The organism is Spongiactinospora rosea, assembly GCF_003315795.1.
In the GTDB taxonomy this organism is placed as follows: Bacteria; Actinomycetota; Actinomycetes; order Streptosporangiales; family Streptosporangiaceae; genus Spongiactinospora; species Spongiactinospora rosea.
This window is the reverse complement of sequence record NZ_QMEY01000038.1, coordinates 1-20,822: the sequence shown is the minus strand read 5'-3', so window position 1 is coordinate 20,822 and position 20,822 is coordinate 1. Positions and strand designations below refer to the sequence as shown.

The 20,822-nt window shown below is 72.5% G+C and carries 16 protein-coding genes; 12 read left to right on the top strand and 4 right to left on the bottom strand.

Going from position 1 to position 20,822, the window contains the following annotated elements:
- Positions 1-145 precede the first annotated feature (145 nt).
- The 8 genes from DP939_RS42295 to DP939_RS42260 all read left to right on the top strand — a co-directional run bounded on the left by DP939_RS42295 (position 146) and on the right by DP939_RS42260 (position 11,478).
- Positions 146-841 carry an ABC transporter ATP-binding protein gene (locus DP939_RS42295; RefSeq protein ID WP_113986485.1) on the top strand — a complete coding sequence of 232 codons (696 nt, stop codon included), beginning with the start codon at positions 146-148 and terminating at the stop codon, positions 839-841.
- Positions 838-2,871, top strand: a complete 2,034-nt coding sequence (locus DP939_RS42290; RefSeq protein WP_113986484.1) for an FtsX-like permease family protein — start codon at positions 838-840, stop codon at positions 2,869-2,871. The genes DP939_RS42295 and DP939_RS42290 overlap by 4 nt, the downstream gene beginning before the upstream one ends.
- A 109-nt stretch (positions 2,872-2,980) precedes the next feature.
- A complete protein-coding gene (locus tag DP939_RS42285; RefSeq protein WP_113986483.1) occupies positions 2,981-4,105 on the top strand; it encodes a S1 family peptidase in 1,125 nt (374 codons plus the stop codon).
- 203 nt (positions 4,106-4,308) lie between these two features.
- Positions 4,309-4,812: a hypothetical protein gene (locus tag DP939_RS42280; protein ID WP_199565778.1), complete on the top strand. Its 504-nt coding sequence runs from the start codon at positions 4,309-4,311 to the stop codon at positions 4,810-4,812.
- The gene (locus DP939_RS42275; protein ID WP_113986482.1) at positions 4,812-6,212 is read left to right on the top strand and encodes a hypothetical protein; all 1,401 of its coding nucleotides are present in this window, start codon (positions 4,812-4,814) and stop codon (positions 6,210-6,212) included. The genes DP939_RS42280 and DP939_RS42275 overlap by 1 nt, the downstream gene beginning before the upstream one ends.
- A complete protein-coding gene (locus DP939_RS42270) occupies positions 6,209-7,561 on the top strand; it encodes a VWA domain-containing protein (protein ID WP_113986481.1) in 1,353 nt (450 codons plus the stop codon). Before DP939_RS42275 ends, DP939_RS42270 begins: the two co-directional genes overlap by 4 nt.
- Before the next feature lie 13 nt (positions 7,562-7,574).
- Positions 7,575-8,690 (top strand): ATP-binding protein, encoded by a 1,116-nt coding sequence (locus DP939_RS42265; RefSeq protein WP_113986480.1) that lies wholly within the window; start codon positions 7,575-7,577, stop codon positions 8,688-8,690.
- Positions 8,691-8,703: 13 nt separating this feature from the next.
- Positions 8,704-11,478 (top strand): DUF5682 family protein, encoded by a 2,775-nt coding sequence (locus DP939_RS42260; protein WP_113986479.1) that lies wholly within the window; start codon positions 8,704-8,706, stop codon positions 11,476-11,478.
- Between the two features lie 4 nt (positions 11,479-11,482).
- Here the strand turns inward: DP939_RS42260 and DP939_RS42255 are convergent, their stop codons facing one another.
- On the bottom strand, positions 11,483-13,150 hold the full coding sequence (locus DP939_RS42255) for a serine/threonine-protein kinase (RefSeq protein WP_147268358.1): 1,668 nt from the start codon (positions 13,148-13,150) through the stop codon (positions 11,483-11,485).
- Positions 13,151-14,014: 864 nt separating this feature from the next.
- The gene (locus DP939_RS42250) at positions 14,015-14,935 is read right to left on the bottom strand and encodes a LysR family transcriptional regulator (RefSeq protein WP_113986477.1); all 921 of its coding nucleotides are present in this window, start codon (positions 14,933-14,935) and stop codon (positions 14,015-14,017) included.
- A 774-nt stretch (positions 14,936-15,709) separates the two neighbouring features.
- Here DP939_RS42250 and DP939_RS42245 point away from each other — a divergent pair.
- From DP939_RS42245 to DP939_RS42230, 4 genes are all read left to right on the top strand, one after another.
- On the top strand, positions 15,710-16,060 hold the full coding sequence (locus tag DP939_RS42245; RefSeq protein WP_113986476.1) for a hypothetical protein: 351 nt from the start codon (positions 15,710-15,712) through the stop codon (positions 16,058-16,060).
- Positions 16,061-16,240: 180 nt separating this feature from the next.
- A complete protein-coding gene (locus DP939_RS42240) occupies positions 16,241-16,651 on the top strand; it encodes a TOBE domain-containing protein (RefSeq protein WP_113986512.1) in 411 nt (136 codons plus the stop codon).
- 10 nt (positions 16,652-16,661) lie between these two features.
- On the top strand, positions 16,662-17,450 hold the full coding sequence (gene modA / locus DP939_RS42235; protein WP_113986475.1) for a molybdate ABC transporter substrate-binding protein: 789 nt from the start codon (positions 16,662-16,664) through the stop codon (positions 17,448-17,450).
- A 240-nt stretch (positions 17,451-17,690) separates the two neighbouring features.
- On the top strand, positions 17,691-18,437 hold the full coding sequence (locus DP939_RS42230) for a lytic polysaccharide monooxygenase (RefSeq protein WP_113986511.1): 747 nt from the start codon (positions 17,691-17,693) through the stop codon (positions 18,435-18,437).
- Between the two features lie 83 nt (positions 18,438-18,520).
- On the opposite strand, the gene hpaE is transcribed toward DP939_RS42230, so the two are convergent.
- Complete coding sequence (gene hpaE, locus DP939_RS42225) at positions 18,521-19,990, bottom strand: 5-carboxymethyl-2-hydroxymuconate semialdehyde dehydrogenase (RefSeq protein WP_113986474.1); 1,470 nt, start codon at positions 19,988-19,990, stop codon at positions 18,521-18,523.
- On the bottom strand, positions 19,987-20,822 hold an 836-nt coding region (gene dapA, locus DP939_RS42220), incomplete at its 5' end, for a 4-hydroxy-tetrahydrodipicolinate synthase (RefSeq protein ID WP_113986473.1). The genes hpaE and dapA, both read right to left, overlap by 4 nt.

The following is a 20,822-nucleotide window of genomic DNA, read 5'->3' as shown; positions in this document are numbered from 1 at the left end:
GCGCGCGTCCGGTATGGCCTTCCCCCCGATCCGCCGCGCATGTCAGGCCGCGCGGTGAAAGTACGACTTTCGGCCGATCACCTGGCCGCCGGGGCGGCCTGATGGCCGATCCGGCCGCGCCCGCCGGTCCGGCAAGGTCGTGCGTATGAGTGAAGGAGTCGTTCTCGAAGGCCGTGCCCTGGTCAAGCGGTTCGGGCCGGCCACCGCCCTGGCCGGGGTCGGGCTGCGGGTGCAGCGCGGGGAGTCGGTCGCGATCATGGGCCCGTCGGGGTCGGGCAAGTCCACCCTGTTGCACTGCCTGGCCGGGATCATGAAGCCGGACGAGGGAGAGGTGATCCTGCTCGGGCAGCGGGTGGACACCATGCGCGAGCGGGAGCGCAGCGCGCTGCGCCGCACCAAGTTCGGGTTCGTCTTCCAGTTCGGGCAGTTGCTGCCCGAACTGCCCGCGGTCGAGAACGTCGCACTGCCGCTGATGCTGGGCGGCGTGCCGCGCGGCGTCGCGGTGAACCAGGCGATGGCCTGGTTCGGGCCGCTCGGGCTGGCCGGCATGGAGCAGCGCCGTCCCGGCGAGCTGTCCGGGGGACAGGCGCAGCGGGTGGCCATCGCCCGCGCGCTGGTGACCGGCCCCGCCGTGGTGTTCGCCGACGAGCCCACCGGGGCCCTGGACCAGGCCACCGGCCAGGCCACCATGGACCTGCTGGTGGAGGCGACCCGCGGCAACGGGGCCTCGCTGGTGCTGGTGACGCACGACCGTGAGGTGGCGCGCTGGTGTGACGGCGTCGTCGAGGTGCGCGACGGGCTGATCGTCTCCGGCGCGCCCGCGGCGGGGGTGCCGAGGTGAACACCCTTCGGCTGAGCTGGCGGCTGCTACGCGGCGGCGGAGCGCGGGGGCTCGTCGGCGCGGGGCTGACGCTGGCGGCGGTCGCGGTGTCCACGGCCCTCCTGCTGTTCGCGGTGGGCATGAACATCGCCTTCGAGGCCCGTGCCGATCGGGGGGCGTGGCGCAATCCGGTCGCCGCGCAGGGGGCGGCCGTGGCCGTCCAGTCGGCGCGTCCGGATTACGCAGGGGAGCGGATCATCTCCCTGGTGGAGATCGCCGCGCTGCGGCCGGGGATCGCGCCGCCGGCGGGGCTGGCCCACGTCCCCGCGCCCGGAGAGGTGTGGATGTCGCCCGCGCTGGCCGCGCTCGCCCGCGAACTGCCGCCCGCCGAGCTGGCCGGGCGGTTCCCCGCCGGGCCGGTGCGGATCATCGGGGACGCGGGGCTGGTGCACGGGGACGAACTGGTCGCGGTGGTGGGCCGCGCGGCCGACGACCCGGCGATGGCGCTCCCGGCCCCCGGCTCGGAGCGCCCGCTCAACGCGATCCCGCCGACCCGGGTCGCCGGGTTCGGCGGCGAGCACGGCGAGATGGCCTCCGGCTACCGGATCCTCGCGCTGATCGCGACCGTGCTGGTGGTGGTCCCGCTGCTGGTGTTCGGCGGGGCGGCGGCCCGGCTCACCGTGGCCCGGCGGGACCAGCGGCTGGCCGCGCTGCGGCTGGTCGGCGCGACGCCGGGCCAGGTGGTGTCGATGACGGTCGCCGAGGCCGTGGTCGTGGCCGGCGCGGGGGCGCTGGCCGGGCTGGTCGTGTACGCCCTGGCCGTGCCGCTGCTCGCGCACATCCCGATCGGCGGGGGCGGCTGGTACGCGGGCGACCTGTGGCCGGGCGCGCTGCCGGTGGCGGGGGTGCTGCTGGCCGTGCCGCTGCTGGTCGGGCTGTCCGCGGTGGCCGGGCTGCGGCAGGTCGTGGTGAGCCCGCTGGGCGTGGCGCGGCGGCAGACGCCGCCGGGCATGCGGGCGATCAGGCTCGTGGTGACGCTCGCGGTACTGGCCGCCGCGCCGATGATCGGCGGCATCGGCTGGGGCGCGTTCATCATCATGCTCGGCCTCGGGTTCCTGTCGATCAACCTGGCGGGCCCGTGGGTGGTCGGGCTGATCGGCCGGATCACCACCGCGACGGCCAGGGGGCCCGCCCGGCTGCTGGCGGGCCGCCGGCTGGTGGACGACCCGCGCGCGGCGTGGCGGACGGTCAGCGGTGTCGCGCTCACCGGGTTCGTCGCCGGATTTTTGGGCCTGCTGTCGCCGTCCGGCGGCATGATGGGGGAGCGGCCCGCCGGGGAGCTGCGGCTCGAAGTGCCCGCGCGGGAGGTCGCGGCGGTCGCCAAGGCGGCCGACGCCCGGCTGACCGCGGCCGGAGTACGCGCCACCGTGGTGGTCGACGAGCCCGGAAAGAGCGCGCCCGGGGGCTCAGAAAAAGGCCGCGGAAAAAGCACCCAAAAGGGCTCAGAAAAGGACACGGAAAAGGCGGCGGCCCGGCTGCTCACCGCCAAGCTGGAGCGGGACGACCCGGCCACCGTGGACCGGGCCCGCACCGCGCTCGCGGGCCTCTCGCCCGGCCACTCGGCCACCTCGCCCGCCGACGACGGGCGTGAGGGCGGCATGCTCCTGAACGACGTCCGCACCGGCACCATCGTGGTGCTGACCGTGTCGTTCCTGGTCGCCGTGGCCAGCGCGGGGATCACCGCCGCCTCCTCGATCCTGGACCGCAGGCAGACCTACGCGCTGCTGCGCCTGGCGGGCACGCCGCTCTCGGTGCTGGACCGGGCCCGGCGCGCGGAGACGCTGATCCCACTCACCGTGATGGGCGGCGGCTCGGTGCTGGCCGGAGTGGTGTGCGGGCTGCCGATCATGGCCGGTGCGGTGAGCGTCACGGGCGTGGTGGTACTGGTGGGCTGCCTGGTACTCGGATTCGCCGGAGTCGTCGGGGCCGGTGCGCTCACCCGGCCGCTGCTGAGATCCGTGACCGCGAATCCCGCGCCGCGCCCGGATTGAGGCATCGGGGGAGGTGGGGCTACTCATAACACCGCGATAGGAGTAATTCAGTACATCCCCCTTTCGTTTTCCGCCGTTAACTTGACAGCACCCCCAGCAAGGAGTGCATATGTCAAGTCAACGCTCGGTAATCATCGGCGCGGCCATCGCCGCCCTGTGCCTGGCCGCCACCGCGGCCCCGGCCGCCGCCGACGTCATCGCGGCCCCGGCCGACCCCGCGCCGCCCGCGATGATCGACGCGCTGGAGCGCGACCTGGGCCTGACCGAGCAGCAGGTCCGGGTCCGGCTGGCCAACGAGGAACGCGCCGCCAAGGTGGAGTCCAAGCTCACCGCCACCCTCGGCGGCTCCTACGCCGGAGCCTGGCTGAACCACGACGCCTCCAGGCTCCTGGTCGCCACCACCGACGCCGCGGCCGCCCCCGCGATCGAGGCCCAGGGCGCCCAGCCGGTGCTCGCGGCCCGTTCGCTGGCGCAGCTCGACGCGCTGAAGGCCCGGCTCGACCAGGCGCCCGCACCCGCCCAGGCCCGCGCCTCGCTGTGGTACGTGGACGTGGCGACCAACTCGGTCGTGGTGTCCGCCCAGCAGCAGGCCGACGCCGAGGCCCTCATCTCGGCGGCGGGCGTGGACAAGAGCCAGGTCCGCGTGGTCGTGTCCGCCGAGCGCCCGCAGACCTACATCAACATCGTCGGTGGCGCCGCGTACTACATCGGCTCCAGCCGCTGCTCGATCGGCTTCTCGGCCACCCGCGGCGGTACCCCCGGCTTCGTGACCGCCGGGCACTGCGGGCGGACCGGCGCACGGACCACCCAGCCCACCGGCACCTTCGTGGGCTCGGTCTTCCCGGGCAGCGACTACGCCTACGTCTCCGCCCCCGGCAACACCTCCACGCCGTACGTGCGCGGCTCCGGTGGCCAGAACGTCACCGTCCGCGGCTCCACGCAGGCGTCCGTCGGCGCGTCGATCTGCCGCTCCGGCTCCACCACCGGATGGCGCTGCGGCACCATCCAGCAGCACAACACCAGCGTGACCTACTCGCAGGGCACGGTCCGCGGCGTCACCCGCACCTCCGCGTGCGCCCAGCCCGGTGACTCCGGCGGCTCGTTCATCTCCGGCAACCAGGCCCAGGGCGTCACCTCCGGCGGCTCGGGCAACTGCAGCAGCGGCGGCACGACCTTCCACCAGCCGGTCAACCCCATCCTCAGCGCGTATGGGCTGACCCTGACGACCGGCTGATCCCGTTCGTCCGTCACCTTCCCGGCGTGCCCGGCGCGAAAGCGCCGGGCACGTCCCGTGCCGGACCAAGATCCGCCGACTTCGCCGACGCGTCCGCCGCGAAACGGGCGATGGGGTAAGTTACCGGTTCGCGGAACGGCCGAAACGCGTTGCCGGCGCCCGGTGGGCGTCCGCGGGCCGTTCGGGGCTGGAGGTCGGGCACAGTGGACGCGGACACCACCGCGTGGGAGACGAGCAGCGTGGCGCGGGTGGTGCCGCCCGCCCGGCCGCGCAAGCTGGCGAAGGTCCCCTTCGTCGAACTGGCGGAGGGACGCCTTTCGGGCGTCGTGTCCAGCGGATCGGACATCGAGCGGGTGTACGTCTCCTCGATCGCCGCCGTCGGCCACGGCTTCAACTGCAGCACCAACAACAACCGCCCGTGCGGCGGCCTGGGCGGTTCGCCCTGCAAGCACCTGCGCGCCCTGGCCGATGAGGCCGTGCTGCAGTACGGCATCGAACGCGTCGCCCGCTACCTGCGCGCCGACGTCGATCCCGCGGCGAACACCGGAGCCGAGCTGATCCGCGCGCTGACGGGAGGGCGCGAGCCCGCCCCGGCGGCGCTGGTGTTCAGCCGGTTCCTGCGCCACCTCACCTACCTGGAACTGCCGGTCACCACCGAACCGATCCCCGAACTCCACTGGTTCCCGGCCACCGGGGCGGCCCGCTGATGCTCGCCACCCCCCTTTCGGAACTGCTGGACCAGGCGCCGGGCGGCCTGCCCGAGGCGTTCGCCGTGGTGGACGGCTTCGACGACGCGCTGGCCCACGGCCTGGCCCGGCTCGGCGAGGAGCGGGCGGCGGCGCTGTCCACGCTGGCGGCCGCGGTCGCGGCCACGCCGCTCGGCGACCGCGCGGCCGACGCCGCCGCCAAGGCCGCCGCGGGCTCGGTCACCGACGACGACCTCGCCGTACTGGCCGGGGCCCGCGCCGCGCTGCTCGGCGCGGCGCACGACGCGCTCCTCGGCTCCCTGGACACCGCGCTCGGCCGTACCCGCGCGCCCCTCGAACCGGCCGCCCCCGCTGTGCCCGCCGCCGACCCGTTCGCCGGAGCCCGGTCCTGGCTGCGCGAACTGGCCATCGCCGGCTGGCGCGGCGTCGACCATGACCTCGTCGCCTCCGGCGGCCAGGCCATCGAGGCCCTGCTGGACGAGCCGCGGCTGCGCAGGCAGGCGGTGCTGCTGGACGGCCTGGCCGCCGAACTGCGGGCCTGCTGCCCGGTCGCGGCGATGCCCCGGCTGCCCGCCAGGCGATGGGCCGACCTTTGGACCCGCGCCCTGCTGCTGGCCCGGCCCGGGGCCGCGCCCGGCATCGGAGAGGACGCCCAGGTCGTGTCGGGACGGCTGTTCGTCCTCGGAGTGGACGTCCACGAGCACGCCACCGCCGTGCAGGTCCAGGCCCACGGCGTGCTGGAGCCCGCGGGCGGCGAGCCGCCTCGCCTGGTCCGCACGAGCGTCGCCGCGGCCAAGGTGGACACGATCGTCGGCCCGGCGCTGTGGCGGCTGTTCGACGGGCACCCGGTGCTGCTCGGCGCGCTGGCCGGGCGGCACGTCCTGGAGGTCACCGACCTGCCGCTGCTCGCCTCCGGCGACCTGATCTGGCACGACGACCGGGCCGTGGCGGGCGAGCCGTTCGACCCGTTCGCGGTGGCCCGGGTACGGCTGGCCGGGGCGCTCGCGCCCGCCGTACCGGCCCTCGACCGGCACCCGGTGCGCATCGCCGAACCGGTGCTCGCCGAGGACTACACGGTCGAGCGCGGCGAGCGGCCCGCGCTGCGGCTCGGTGACGCCCGCCTGGAGTTCGACCTGGACCGGCTGCCCTCCTGCGGGCCGCTCACCCCCGAACTGGTGGCGGCCTCCACCGCCTGCGTCGGGCTGGTCCGCTGGGACGCCGGGCGCTGGCTGCTCCAGCCGCTCGCCGTACAGGCCACGGTCAAGCGCAAGCCGGTCGTGGCGCACGGCGGCGAGTGGGCGACCGGCCCCACCGACCCCAAGGTCGTCAAGGCCGAGGCCAGGTCCGGCGACGCGGTGGCCGTGCTGCGCGAGCGGGCCGGACGGCTGCTGCGGCGATGAGCGAGCCCAGATACGAACCGGCGCCCGCCCATGCCAACCGGCGGCAGGTCCTCTACTGGCGGCTGCTCGCCCGGCTGTTCGACGGCGAGGAGCAGCCCGCGCTGGAGACCGCGAGCATGGGTGTCGTGGACGACCTGGGCCTGCCCCCGGGTCTGCTCGACCCCGGCGAGTCCGTGGACACCCTGGTGCAGCGTTTCCCCGAGCTGGCCGCGGAGTTCGACGGCCTGCTGACCGGCGAGACGGGCGAGAGCGGCGAGGCCGCCGGCGGCTCGGACGCCCCCGGCGAGGCCGAAGTACGCCGCGCCGCGCTGGTGTCCAAGCTGCTGCTCAACGTGTTCTCCACCGGTGCGGGGGCCACCACCGCCACCCAGCTCGCCGCCTGGCAGCACGACGCCGGATGGCTGGAACGGGCACTCGGCCACGAACCGGGCGAACTACGCGCGCGGCCGGGCGGCAACGAGGTCGGCGGCGTGCTCGCCGGACTGGAGGCCGACCTGGTCAAGCGGATGCACCTGCGGGAGGTGCTCGCCGACCCGGCGCTGGCCAGGCGGCTCACCCCCAGCATGTCGCTCATCGAGCAGTTGCTGCGCGACAAGCACAACCTGTCGGGCGTCGCGCTGGCCAACGCCAAGGCGCTGATCCGCAGGTTCGTGGACGAGGTCGCCGCGGTGCTGCGCACTCAGGTGGAGAAGACCAGCGCGGGCGTCATCGACCGCTCGGTGCCGCCCAAGCGGGTGTTCCGCAACCTGGACATCGACCGGACGATCTGGAAGAACCTCCCCAACTGGAACCCCGAGGACCAGCGGCTCTACGTGGACCGCCTGTTCTACCGGCACACCGCCCGGCGGACCACGCCCGCCCGCATGATCGTCGTCGTGGACCAGTCCGGCTCCATGGTCGACTCCATGGTCAACTGCACCATCCTGGCCTCCATCTTCGCCGGGCTGCCCAAGGTGGACGTCCACCTGATCGCGTTCGACACCCGCGCGATCGACCTGACCCCGTGGGTCCACGACCCGTTCGAGGTACTGCTGCGCACCAAGCTCGGCGGCGGCAACGACGGGCCCGTGGCGATGGCCATGGCCCGCCCGAAGATCGCCGACCCGCGCAACACCGTGATGGTGTGGATCTCCGACTTCTATGAGTTCGACCGTTCCGCGCCGCTGTTCGAGGGCATCTCGGCGGTCCACCGGTCCGGGGTGCGGTTCATCCCCGTGGGCTCGGTGAACAGCTCCGGGCAGCAGAGCGTCAACCCGTGGTTCCGCCAGCGGTTCAAGGACATGGGCACGCCGGTCATCTCCGGCCACATCACCAAACTCGTTTCCGAGCTGAAGAGCTTCATCACCTAGGAGACCCCGCCAAATGACCGACGACATGCTGCGCGCCCCCGCAGAGGTCAAGTACGCCGACGAACTCGACTGGCTGGAATCCGTGGACGACGGCCCCAAGCCGTTCTCCTGGCGGCTCAGCCCGCGGATGGTCCGGCTGTTCATCCTGGGGTCCGAGCGCGCCGACGGCCTGGACCGGGAGATCCCGCAGAAGTGGTTCGGCGACCGCTCCTTCGTCGAGCGCAGCATCGTCACCCTGGCCTCCGACCGCGGCCTGCTGCTCATCGGCGACCCCGGCACCGGCAAGAGCTGGCTGGCCGAACTGCTCGCCGCGGCCATCTGCCGCAACTCCACCCTGGTCGTCCAGGGCACGGCCGGGACCACCGAGGACCACATCAAATACAGCTGGAACGTCTCGATGGTGATCGCCAAGGGGCAGTCCCGGCAGTCGATGATCCCCTCGCCGATCATGACCGCCATGGAGCGCGGCGTCATCGGCCGCTTCGAGGAGCTGACCCGCTCCACCAGCGACGTCCAGGACGCGCTGATCTCGATCCTGTCCGAGAAGTACGTCTCGATCCCCGAACTCGACGACGACAACATCGTGTTCGCCCAGCCCGGCTTCTCCATCATCGCCACCGCCAACAGCAGGGACCGCGGCGTCAACGACCTGTCCTCGGCGTTGAAGCGGCGCTTCAACTTCGTCCGCGTCCCGGTCGTCACCAGCAAGAAGAGCGAGGCGGAGATCGTCCGCTTCCGCACCACCGAACTGCTGCGCAGGCACCGGATCGACCTGGAGCTGCCGCCCACGCTGCTGGACATCCTGCTGCAGAGCTTCGCCGACCTGCGCGCCGCGGCGGCCGCGGCGAGCAGCGACGACGAGCGGCTGGAGTCCGCGCTGTCCACGGCCGAGCAGATCGGCGTCCTTGAGGACGCCATCCTGCACAGCCACTTCTTCGGCGACCGCACGCTGCGCGCGGAGACCCTGGGCGGTTCCCTGGTGGGCTCGCTGGCCCGGCGCAGCCCGGAGGACCTGGCCATCCTGAACAAGTACTGGCACGGCGTCGTCGAACCGCGCAGCAAGCAGGACGGCGGCGACTGGCCGGGCTTCCTCGAAGGCGGCCGCCAGGCCATCACCACCCTGTCGTGAGGGCCGCACCGTGATGAAAGCCACGGCGGGCGGCCCGTTCGCGCCGCTTCGCGAGCAACTGGCCGGCGCGGCCGGCGCCTTCGCCGACGCCCCCGGCGGCCTTTCCGGCATCCTCGCCGGGATGGTGGACGACGTGGACCGCGCGCTGCGGGAGAAGCTGGAGATCTTCCCGGTCTGCCACCACTCGCCCGCCTCGGCCCTGGCCATGGCCCGGCGGCTGCGCGAGAAGCAGCCCAAGGTCATCTACCTGGAGATGTGCGAGGACCTGACCCCGCTGCTCGGCGAGCTGCGCAACTGCCGGCTGCCGGTCGCGCTCCAGGCGTTCGCCACCGACCTCGACGGCTTCCCGTCCGGCTGGGGGCCGCTGAGCGTCATCGCGCCGATCACCGAGTCCTCGGCGGAGTACCAGGCCATCGCCTACGCCCTGGACACCCCCGGCGTGGAACTGGTCGCCGTGGACCGCTCGGCCGACCATGTCTTCCAGTGGCTGCCCCGCCCGGAAGAGGACTCCGGCCCGGAGCAGCGGGAGACGCCCCCCGAGGAGGCCGAGCTGCACGGCGACGCGGTGGGCGTCGAGATCGGCGACCTGCGGCCCCGGTTCGCCGAGCTGGAGGAGCACCTGCTGCGCCACGGCAAGGTGCGGCACTGGTCGGAGTGGTGGGACCAGTACGTCGAGCAGCCCCTCTCGGGCGCGGACTACGACACCTACCGCCAGGTCATGGTGCTGATCGGCAGCCTGTTCCGGCGGCTGACCCCCGCCGACGGCGAACGGCGGGCCGTGGACGAGGACCGCGAGCGCCACATGTGGACCAGGATGCGCGAGCACCTGGCCGCCACCGGCGCCGACCCCGGCGACTGCCTCTACGTCTGCGGCGCCTTCCACGCCGCGAGCCACGTCGAGCAGTTCGGGCTCGAAGCCACAGGCCCCGGCTTCGACATCACCCCGCGCACCGCCACCCGCTGGCTCTACGGCCTGATCCCCTCCAGCCACTCGGCCATCGAGGCGCAGTTCGGGCTGGCCGGCGGCTCGGTGTCGATAGCCGCGGCCACCTGGGAGAAGGCGCTGCGGCGCGGCGGCGTCAAGCCGTACAAACTGGCCGGCAAGGCGGCGGACCCGAGCCGGGCCGCCCGCCCGCTGCCCGTGGCCGCCGCCCCCAGCCCGGTCACCGACCGGCTGTCCGGCTTCCTGTCCAGCGCCCCCGCGCTCGACGCGCTGGATGAAAGCGAACTCCTCGGCTGGTGCGTGGACATCGTCCGGCTGGCCCGCCGCAACGGCTACCAGTCCAGCACCGCCGACGCCATCGCCGTGTTCGAGACGTCCGTCCTGCTCGCCGGGCTGCGCGGCCGGGCCAGGCCCACGCCGTACGACTTCCAGGACGCCGCGATCACCTGCATCGAGAAGGACGTCGTCCCCGGCCGCAGGGACGTGCGGCGGCTGTGCGAGATCCTGCTCGGCGGGGACCGGATCGGCCAGGTCGGCTACGCCGCCATGCCCCCGCTGGCCCGCGACGTGTTCGACCGGCTGGAACCGCTCGGCCTGGACCTGAGCAAGCGGACCATCCAGCGGGCGCTGCTCGACTTCACCGCCGACCCGCACCTGCTGCCGTGCTCCCACCTGCTGTGGATGCTGCGCTACCTGCTCAAGGACGACACCGTGCGGCCCATCATGGGCGAACGGCGGCTGGGGGAGCGGCCCATCCAGGAGAGCTGGGACCTCGCGCTCGTCCGGCAGCAGCGGTCGATCATCGAACTCGGCTACGAGGGCGTCACCGTCGAGCAGGTGGTCGAACAGCGGCTCCGCCGTAGCGTGCACGACCCCTCGGCCACGGCGGCGGTCGCGCTCGCGGCCGTCGAGGACTCGATCCTCTACCTGGGCGCACGGCGGTTCACCGACGAGCTGGGCGAGCGGGCCGTGCACCTGCTGGCCGCCGAGCGCACGGTGGACGACGCGCCGGAGGTGCTGCGCCGCATCCGCAGGCTGCTCGCGCACTACCGGGCCACCGGGGCCGACCTGCCCGCCTGGTGCGAGGCGTTCGTCACCGCCGGGTACGCGCACTACTGCACGCTGCTGCCCACCGCGTTCGTGGACGAGGAGACCGGCGTCCGGCAGGTGGCCGCGATGCTCGGCTTCCTGTTCAGCATGGAGAGCCTGGCGCTGGCCCTCGGCTGTGACCGCAACCAGCTCGAACTGGCGGTGCGCCAGTCCCACCCCGAGGCCCCGGCCAAGGTGGCGCTGGCCTGGGCCGCCCAGGCGCAGCTCGGCCTGCTGCCCCGCGCCGAGCTGCGCGCCCGGTGCGCGGAGCTGCTGGACAACCCGCTGGTCGTGCCCGCTTTCCCGCTCTACATGAGCGGCTTCGTGCAGGCGCTGGACCCGGCTCCCGGCCTGACGCCGTACGTGGTGGAGCTGCTGTCCGACGCGTTCGCCAAACTGCCCGACCGGGTGCTGCTGCCGTGGCTGCCGATGCTCATCGCGACACTGCGACGGGAGGCGCCGGAGATGGTCCCCGTGCTGGTACGCGAGGCGGGCCGGACCTTCCCCGGGAACGTCGCCGCGCTGGACACCTGGACCCCGCCCTGGTCGCGCACGGCCCCGGCCGCCCCTCCGGTGGCGGCGTCCGGGCCGGTCGGCGGGCTGCTGGCCCGGCACCCGGCGGCGTGCGACGCGGTGGCCGCGCTGCTCGGCTGCGAGGGCGGCTGGGCGAGCGGCGACGGGCCGGGGCCGGAGCAGGGGTTGGTGGCCCGCCATCCGGAGACCGCGGAGGCCGTCGCCGCGCTGCTCGCCGGGTAGCGGGTCAGTCCGTGCCGGTACGGCCGGTGCGGCGCACGTTCCTGGCCCGGCGCCGGGCCCACCCGCGGCCCAGCAGCACCGAGCCGGGGATCACGCACGCCCCCAGCAGGTTGGTGGTGAGGTCGAGGAACAGGTCGGAGTCGAGCAGCGGGCTCTTCTTGCCGTTGAGCAGCGGCAGGCGGATCGAGGCGGAGATCTCGATCCGCAGGTTCGGGTGCCTGCGCGGCTCCCGCTCCTCGGCCGGCGGGCGCTCCGGGGGCCGCTCCGGCTCGGCGGGCGGCCGGGTCACCGTCGGGCGGGGCTCCTCGGGCTGCGGCTCCTGCGGTTGTGGCGGCTCTTGCGGCTCCGGCTGTTGCGGCGGGGGCGTGGGCTCCTGCGGCTCGCGCGGCTTTCGCGTCTCCGGTGCGGACGGTTCCGGACGGCTCGGTTCCGGACGGGTGGGTTCTGGACGGCTCGGTTCCGCGGCGGTCGGCCGGGCGGGCGGGGGCAGCACCGCGATCGGGAGCGACGCCTCGGCCGAGGGCCACCGCTCCAGAGGCGGCGGCTCGGCGGGCGACGACTCGCGCGCGGACGGCTCGGGAAGAGCGGACGGCGGCGACGCGACCGAGGTGGCGGCGGGTGTGCGCGGCGCGGCGAGCGGCGGCGTCGCCTCGCGCTGCGCGCCGTTCAGCACGGCCATTCCGGCGATGATCCCGGTCACGGTGACCGTGGCCAGCGTTCCCGCGATGACCGCCTTGCCGGTGGTGCCGAGCAGCGTACGGGCCAGCGAGGAACCCGCGGCGAGCTGCGGCGGCGCGTGCACGCCGAACCCGATCAGCAGCGCGGCCAGGCCGCCCAGCCCGAAGCGGCCCTCGCGTTCCCACTCCGGGCCGTAGGCGTCGCGGGCCGTCTCCTCCAGCTCGACCAGGAACGCCGCCGCCGACGGCGGCCGGTCGGCGGGGTCCTTGGCCAGTCCGTGCCGCAGCAGCCCGCGCACCGCCTCGGCCGCCTCGTCCACGGGCGGCGGTTCGCTCTGGTGCAGGTGCGCGAGGACGGCGGTGTCACTCGCGTCGAACGGCCGCCGCCCGGTCAGACACTCGAAGAACACGATGGTCGCCGCGTACACGTCGGTCGCCGCACTCGCGGGCGCCTGCTCCCACAGCTCCGGCGCCATGTACGGCGGCGAGCCCGCCACCGCCTCCGGCGCCCCGGCCGGTACGGCGATGCCGAAGTCGACCAGCTTGCTGTCGCCCGCGACCGTGACGAGCACGTTCTCCGGCTTGAAGTCGCGATGGACGACCCCCGCCTCATGCGCGGCGGCCAGCCCGAGCAGCGCGCCCTTGAGCACCACCAACGCCGCCTGCGGCCCGGTCGCCCCACGCTCCCTGATCATGCGGCGCAGCGTCACCCCGTCCACCGGCTCCATCACGATGGCCGCGCCGCCGTCGCCCTCCACATAGTCGAGCAGCCGCGCGATGTGCGGGCCACCGAGCATGGAGATCAGCCGGGCCTCCTCCCGGAACCGGGCGGCGAAGTCGGCGTCGGCGAGCAACTGCGGTGACAGGTACTTGATCGCCACCTCAACGCCATCCGCATCCCGCCGCGCCAGCATCACCCGCCCGGAGCCGCCAGAGCCCAGCTCCCGCAGATGGGTGTGACCGGGCACCTGCCAAGGTCCAGGGAGGTTTGCCACAGGGGACTCCTACGCACGACTCGGCGCGAAAGATCTGGTTACGTTGGGAAGTTAATCGCTCGATGAGCTTATGTCGAGATAAATCGTCGCATTGTGATGGCAATAGCGTGGGATGTTCGCCGCTTTTCCTGCCGTCCCTGGATGACTGCCGGCGTCGGGAAGCCCGCCAGAGGCTCACGGGGTGCGGTTTCGCGGCGAACCTCAGCTGGATGGCCGCCCGGGTTGGCCCGGCATGAAATCAGCGGAAATACGCGGATGCGCGATGGGGAACGCGCGGTGTTCCCCGGAGAATCCCAGGGACGATCATCCCCTACGGAGTGATCGAACCTTCCCGCAGCCGGAGTTGCTGACCTGCGCGGTGTCCGATTCGGACGTTCCCATTTACGCCTCTCGGCGACCCACCGCCCCCACAGCCATGGCTGGTCAACCTGCGTGATGCCTGTTCTGAACGTTCTTGTTCACGCCGCCCGGGGGGGTGCCGGGTGCTTCGGAGGATCATCCTTCCGTGGAGTGGTGGAGCCGTCCTGCGGCCGGAGCGGCTGACCTGCGTGATGTCCCCGTTTGGGCACTCCTGTTCACGCCACTCGATGGGGGATCCCGGGTGTGCTGCGGAGGATCGTCCCCGTAAGGCGGAGCTGTCCTGCGGCCGGAGCGGCTGACCTGGACGATGTCCGGTTTTGAAGGTTCCCTCTTTATCTCCCTCGGCGGGACGTAACTCCCGGGAAGTGGTGGGCCTTCCGCTGGACCAGGGGGCTGACCTACGTGATGTCCGTTGTGAACGTTCCTGTTCACACCACTCGATGGGACGCTGGGTGTGCTTCGCGGATCGCGTCCCGCGGAGTGGCTGACCGGCTGCTTCTAGCGTCAGGGGGTACCGGGTGAGGCGGTGAAGCCGCCCTCTTCGGCGAGGTCTTCGGCGGCTCTGACGAAGTCGGCGATGTAGGGGGCGGTCGCCGCCCGTGGCCAGGCGACCGCGACCACGCGTGGACTGAGGTCGGAGACCGGCAGATAGACGAGGTCGGCGCGGGGATGGCTGCCCGCTGCCGAGGCGGGCACGAAGGCGACGGCCCGGCCGAGCGCCACCACCTCCAGGATCTGGGCGAGGCCGCAGACGGCGGGGCCGTGCCGGAGCGGGCGGCGGGGGAGGGGGTTCTGGTCCCGGCCGCTCCAGTAGGCGGTCATCGCCGGTTCCGCACCCGGCCGGTACGGGAAGGGCTCGCCCGCCAGGTCGGCCCTGCGCAGTCTGCGGCGTCCGGCGAGCCGGTGCCCGGCGGGCAGCACGGCCACCCGCGGCTCGGTGAGCAGCGGCTCGGCGTCCAGACCGGCGGTGTCGAAGGGGCTGCTCAGCAGGGCCGCGTCGGCCTCGCCGCGCCGTACCAGTACGGCGGGGTCCTGCCAGCCGGTGACCATCGCACTGAGCGGCCGGCGGCCGGGCATCGACTCGTACCGCGCCCGGATCTTGGCCAGCAGCCCGGCGTCACGGGACCGAGCGGCCACCAGCAACGGCTGCCGCGCACCCCCGGTCCGCCGCGCCCGTCGCAGCGCGGCGTCGAAAGCCGTGATCACCGAACGCGAGGAGTCCAGCAGCTCTTCGGCGGCGGCGGTAAGGGTCACCAGCCGGGTGGTGCGCTCGAAGAGCGGCGTACCGAGCTTGGCCTCTAACCGCCGGATACTCCGGGAAAGCGGCGGCTGGGCGATCCCGAGTCGTTGAGCGGCACGGCTGAAGCTCAGCTCCTCGGCGACGGTGACGAAGTAGCGGAGCTCCCGGATCTCCACATTGTTCATCAGACAAATATAATTCCTATACCGGGTGATATTTCCGCTCTTGTGCCGTTTCTGGGCCATTCAACCTGGGTGGGGGTGCCACGTAGGGGTTCGACGTTTCATCCTGGCCATGGCCCAGTGGACACTCAGGCGGGCGCGCCACCGCCGACGCCAAGCATCACCGCAGACCTGCGCCCACCGAGATGTACCGCCCGGCGTCGACGATGGTCAGCGACGGCCCTGTCCCCGGCCTTTCGCATGTGTCGCCCACTCGCCCTACCGAGCACCGCCTCAACCGGCCCCCGCCCACCCATTGGCCGCTTCCCCGCCACCCCCACCGCCCCTCCGGGGCGCCACCCCCGCCTGCGGCGGGGTTACGGTTCCAATGGTCTTCGCTTCGCTCAGCCGTGTTTCTCTTGTCGGGCTTCGCCCGACGTACGGCAAGCCGTCTCTCGCCGCGTCACCGTGCTCACTGCCTGCCTGTGCTCGGCGTTTCGCGTGTTCTATGCCCCTTCGCCGTACCGAGCGCCGGCTGAACCGGCCCCCCGCCCACCCATTGGCCACTTCCCTGCCACCCCCACCGCCCCTCCGGGGCGATGCCTCCGCATGGTGGCGGCCTCGGTGGGGCGTCCGTGGGGTGGCGCTGGGCGTGTGCGACGTGATCAGGGTGCTCTGGCAGGTGCCGCGGATCGGGGGCGGAGGGGGACCGGTATTGCCGAAATAAATGCAGGTTTGGGGTGTTCTGCGTATTTTGTCGGAGCAGAAATGGAGTGCGGTCGTTGGAAGGGGCGTGCGATGGACGGTGGTCTCGGTGCCCCGCTCGCGGCTTTGTCCCTCGCGTGTGCGCTGCTGGTCGCGCCGGAGCCCGCGAATGCCGTCGGCATTCATGTCGTCCCCGCCCGTGTCGCCGCCGGGCAGTCCATCACGGTGACGCTCTACTGCCCGGCCGGGGCGAAGGGCGGGACGGTGGACGGGCCCACCACGTTCGGGTCACGGCGGGCCGAGTTCGCCGATGGCAAGGGCACTGTCACGGCTCGCATTCCGCAGGACGCGGACCGGGCCGAGCATCAGGTCAACGGCTTCTGTGACGACGGCGAGAGCTCCGCCCGGGAGGCCGTCGTCTCGGCGTTCATCCAGGTCTTCTGACACCGTTCCGTGCCGAGATCCGCCCGCCGGGTGCCCTACCCTGAGCGGGCGATCAGCGCGTCCCCGGAGGCCGATGTTCGGCCCAGACTCTCAGGTGCGGCGGAGATTGCGCTGATCGATTGGAGGGTGCAAGGTAAAGGTGGCCTTGCGGCCCGCACATACGAAGGTAGGGTGAGCTTCGTGACGACGTTCCGGATCAGTGAGGCGGCTGCGCTGCTCGGAGTCAGCGCGGACACGGTCCGGCGCTGGATCGACGCCGGGCGGCTGCCCGCGCGGCGGGACGAGCTGGGGCACCGCATCGTGGCGGGCGCCGATCTCGCCGCCTTCGCGCGCGCCCAGGTCGCCACCGAGGGCGGTTCCGGGTTCTCCTCGGCGCGCAACCGGTTCCGCGGGATCGTGACCGAGGTGCTCAAGGACGCGGTGATGGCCCAGGTGGAGATCGCCGCCGGGCCGTTCCGGGTGGTGTCGCTGATGAGCCGCCAGGCGGTGGACGAGCTGAAGCTGGAGGTGGGGATGATGGCGGTCGCCGTGATCAAGTCCACCAACGTCGTCGTGGAGATCCCCGACAACGCCCGCCCGGCGGGCCACTAAGGAGTTCCAGATGCTCAGGCGTCCTCCCCGGCGGTCCTTGCCGGCCGTACTGCTCATCGCGGTGCTCGCGCTGGCGGCCTGCGGCACCGGGGGACGGGCTCCGGCGGCCGGGGCCGGTTCCGCGCCGCGTGCGGCGTCGCTCACCGTGTTCGCCGCCGCCTCGCTCACGGGCACCTTCACCGAGCTGGGCAGACGCTTCGAGGCCGGGCACCCCGGCACGCAGGTGCGGTTCAACTTCGGCTCCAGCGCGACACTCGCGCAGCAGATCGCCGCGGGCGCGCCCGCCGACGTGTTCGCCGCCGCAAGTCCCGCGACCATGAAGACCGTGCAGGACGCCTCGCTGGCCGGGTCGCCCGCCGTGTTCGCGCGCAACACCCTGGAGATCGCGGTGCCCGCGGACAACCCGGCGGGCATCGCCGCCCTGGCGGACCTGGCCCGGTCCGGGGTGAAGGTCGCGCTGTGCGCGGAGCAGGTCCCGTGCGGCGCGGCGGCGGCCAAGGCGCTGTCCGCGGCCGGGCTCAAGGTCACCCCGGTCACTCTGGAGCAGGACGTCAAGGCCACCCTGACCAAGGTCGAACTGGGCGAGGTGGACGCCGCCCTGGTCTACCGCACCGACGTGATCGCCTCCGGCAAGGTACGGGGCATCCCCTTCCCCGAGGCGGCCGAGGCGGCCAACGACTACCCGATCACCGTCCTGGCCGGGTCGCCCGCCCCCGATCTGGCCGGGCGCTTCGTCGATCTGGTGCTGTCCGGCCAGGGCGGTGACGTTCTTACCAAGGCGGGCTTCCAGAAACCCTGACCCCAGGGCTGCGCCCGCCACAGGTCGAGCGTCGGCCGGACGGTCTCGGGCGTGGATCAATCAGCGAGATGGGCGAATCGACACGGTGTCTCTGGTTCGCAGGGGGCGGTGAGAGCGGACGTCGGCACACCGCCCTGGCGGGCCTGCGACGGCCGAGGGGACGGATCCTGGCAAAGCGGTTTACTGTTAGGAAACTTTACTTTATATTTGATGTACCCCTCAGCAAGAAGGATGTATGAGATGCGAAGATTGCTCACAGTCCTCGCCACGGCGGTAGCCACCATCGCGACGGTGGTGGTCGTGGCCCCGCCCGCGTCGGCGCACGGCTACATTTCCGACCCGCCGAGCCGCCAGGCGAACTGCGCCTCCGGCAAGGTCCGGAACTGCGGCCAGATCATTTGGGAGCCGCAGAGCGTCGAAGGCCGTCAGGGCCAGCGTAACTGCCACGCCGGTGACGCCCGCTGGGCTCCGCTCAGCGACGACTCCAGGGCGTGGCCGGCTGCGAACGTCGGCAGCACGGTCAACTTCCGGTGGAGCGTCCCCGTGCCGCACTCCACCAGCACCTGGGAGTACTTCATCGGTAGTGACCGGGTCGCGGTGTTCAACGACCGGGGCAGGCTGCCCGCCAGGACCGTGAACCACACGGTGAACCTCGGCAACCACTCCGGCCGGATCAAGCTGCTGGCCATCTGGAACGTCGCCGACACCGGCATGGCGTTCTACAGCTGTGTCGACCTCCAGGTGGGCCCCGGCGGTCCGGAGCCGACTCCGACGCCGACCGTGACCCCCACGTCGGAGCCGACGCCGACCCCCACCCCCACCGTGACGCCGACCCAGGGTCCCGCGACCAACTGGGTGAGCGGCACCTCCTACAACGCCGGTGACCAGGCGATCTACAACGGCGCCACCTACCGGTGCCTGCAGGCCCACACCGCCCTGAGCGGCTGGGAGCCCCCGAACGTGCCGTCGCTTTGGCAGCGCGTCTGATCCACCCTCCCTCCCCCTCTCCGGCGACCGCCGGGGAGGGGGAGCGGCGTTTCCGGCCGCGAGCGGAAGAGCCGGCGTGCCGATCAGGCCGCGCCGAACCGGGGCACCGGCAGGTCCTCGGTGGCCACGTGCACGATGTGCGACTCGGTGTAGACGTCGATGCTGTGCCGGCCGCCCTCCCGGCCCACGCCGCTGGCCTTCACCCCGCCGAACGGCGTGCGCAGGTCGCGCACGTTCTGGGAGTTGACCCACAGCATGCCCGCCTCGATCGACCGGGCCAGCCGGTGCGCCCTGCGCAGGTCGTTGGTCCACAGGTACGCGGCCAGGCCGTAGCGGGTGGCGTTGGCCAGTTCGATCGCCTCGGTCTCCGAGCTGAACGGCGTGACACTGACGACCGGGCCGAAGATCTCCTCCTGGAAGATCCGCATCCCCGGCGTGACGTCGGCGAACACCGTCGCCGACAGGAAGTTCCCGGACGGCAGGTGCTCGGGCCGGGAGCCGCCCGCCACCAGTCGCGCCCCCTCAGCTGACCCGATCCGCACGTACTCCATCACCCGCTCGTAGTGCTCGGGGTGGATCAGCGCGCCGAGCTCGGTCGCCGGGTCGTCCGGGCTGCCCACCCGCACCCGGGCGGCACGCTCGGCCAGCCGGTTCACGAACTCCTCGTACACCGTGTCCTGCACCAGCACCCGGGAGCTGGCCGTGCAGCGCTCGCCGTTCAGTGAGAAGACCCCGAAGACCGCCGCGTCCAGCGCCCGCTCCAGGTCGGCGTCCTCGAACACCACCAGCGGCGACTTGCCGCCCAGCTCCATGGACAGGGTCTTCAGGTGCGCCGAGGCGTTGCGCATGATGGTCTGGCCGGTGCCGCTCTCCCCGGTGAAGGAGATGACCGGAACGTCCGGATGCGCGACCAGCGCCGCGCCCGCGTCCTCGCCGATGCCGTGCACCAGGTTGAAGACGCCCTCCGGCAGCCCGGCCTCCTCCATGATCTGCGGGAGCAGGCTCGCCGACAGCGGCGACCATTCGGCGGGCTTGAGCACCACTGGGCAACCGGCCGCCAGCGCGGGGGCGAGTTTCCAGGTCTCCAGCATGAACGGGGTGTTCCAGGGGGTGATCAGCCCGGCCACGCCCACCGGCTTGCGCACGACGTAGTTGAGCTGGGCGTCGCCCACCCGGTAGACGTCCTCGCCCATCGTGGTGATCACATCGGCGAAGAAACGGAAGTTGTGCGCCGCCCGCTTGGCCTGGCCCTTGGCCTGGGTGATCGGCAGGCCGGTGTCCCGGCACTCCAGGGCGGCGATCTCATCGTCCCTGATCTCGATCGCGGCGGCGATCCTGCGCAGCACCGCGGCCCGCTGGTCGCCGGTCATCCGCGGCCACGGCCCGTCGGTGAACGCCTTGTGCGCGGCGCTCACGGCGGCGTCGATGTCGGCCGCGCCGCCCGCGGCCACCTCCAGGTGCGGCTCGTTCGTCGTGGGGTCGAGCGCGGTGAACGTCTCGCCCGAGTGGCTCGGCGTGTGCCGGCCGCCGATGTAGTGTTCCAGCCTCTTCACTGGAGTCCCTCACTTAGCTGCAGCAGTTCGTTGATCCGGGCGATGCCCGGCTCGGTCGGTGTGATCAGTGGCGGCCGTACGTGTGCGGAGGCGATCAGGCCGCGCTGGTGCAGGACCCATTTGGCGGGTGCGGGGTTGGTCTCGACGAAGAGCAGGTCGACCAGGGGGTGCAGGGCGTAGTGCAGGTCCAGGGCGGTGGTGTGGTCGCCGGTGGTGTGGGCGGTGTACATGCGGGCCACGGTGGCGGGGGCGAGGTTGGCGGCGGCGGAGACGAAGCCGGCGCCGCCGATGGCCAGCAGGGGCAGGCACAGGAGTTCGATGCCGGACCACATGAGGAAGTCGCGGCCGCATAGGTGCAGGACGCGGGAGAAGTGTTCGAAGTCCTTGGTGGTCTCTTTGATGCCGATGATGTTGTCGTGGGCGTGGCGCAGGCGGGCGACGGTTTGGGGGTGGATGTCGACGGCGGTGCGGGAGGGGACGTTGTAGATGACGATGGGCAGGTGGGGGAATTCGCCGGCGATGGTGGCGTACCAGCGGTAGAGGGCTTCTTGGGTGGGGCGGGCGTAGTAGGGGGTGATGATGAGGGCGGCGTCGGCGCCGTGGCGGTCGGCGTGGTCGGTGAGGTGGAGGGTGTCTTGGAGGTGGGCGGCGCCGGTGGCGGGGAGGAAGGGGACGGTGTCGTTGGTCTCTTGGGCGACGGTGGTGATGGCGGTGAGGCGTTCGTCGGTGGTCTGGGCGGAGGGTTCGCCGGTGGAGCCGCCGGTGGAGATGCCGTGGGAGCCTTGGCGGAGTTGCCAGCGGACCAGTTCGCGTAGTGAGTCGTGGTCGAGGG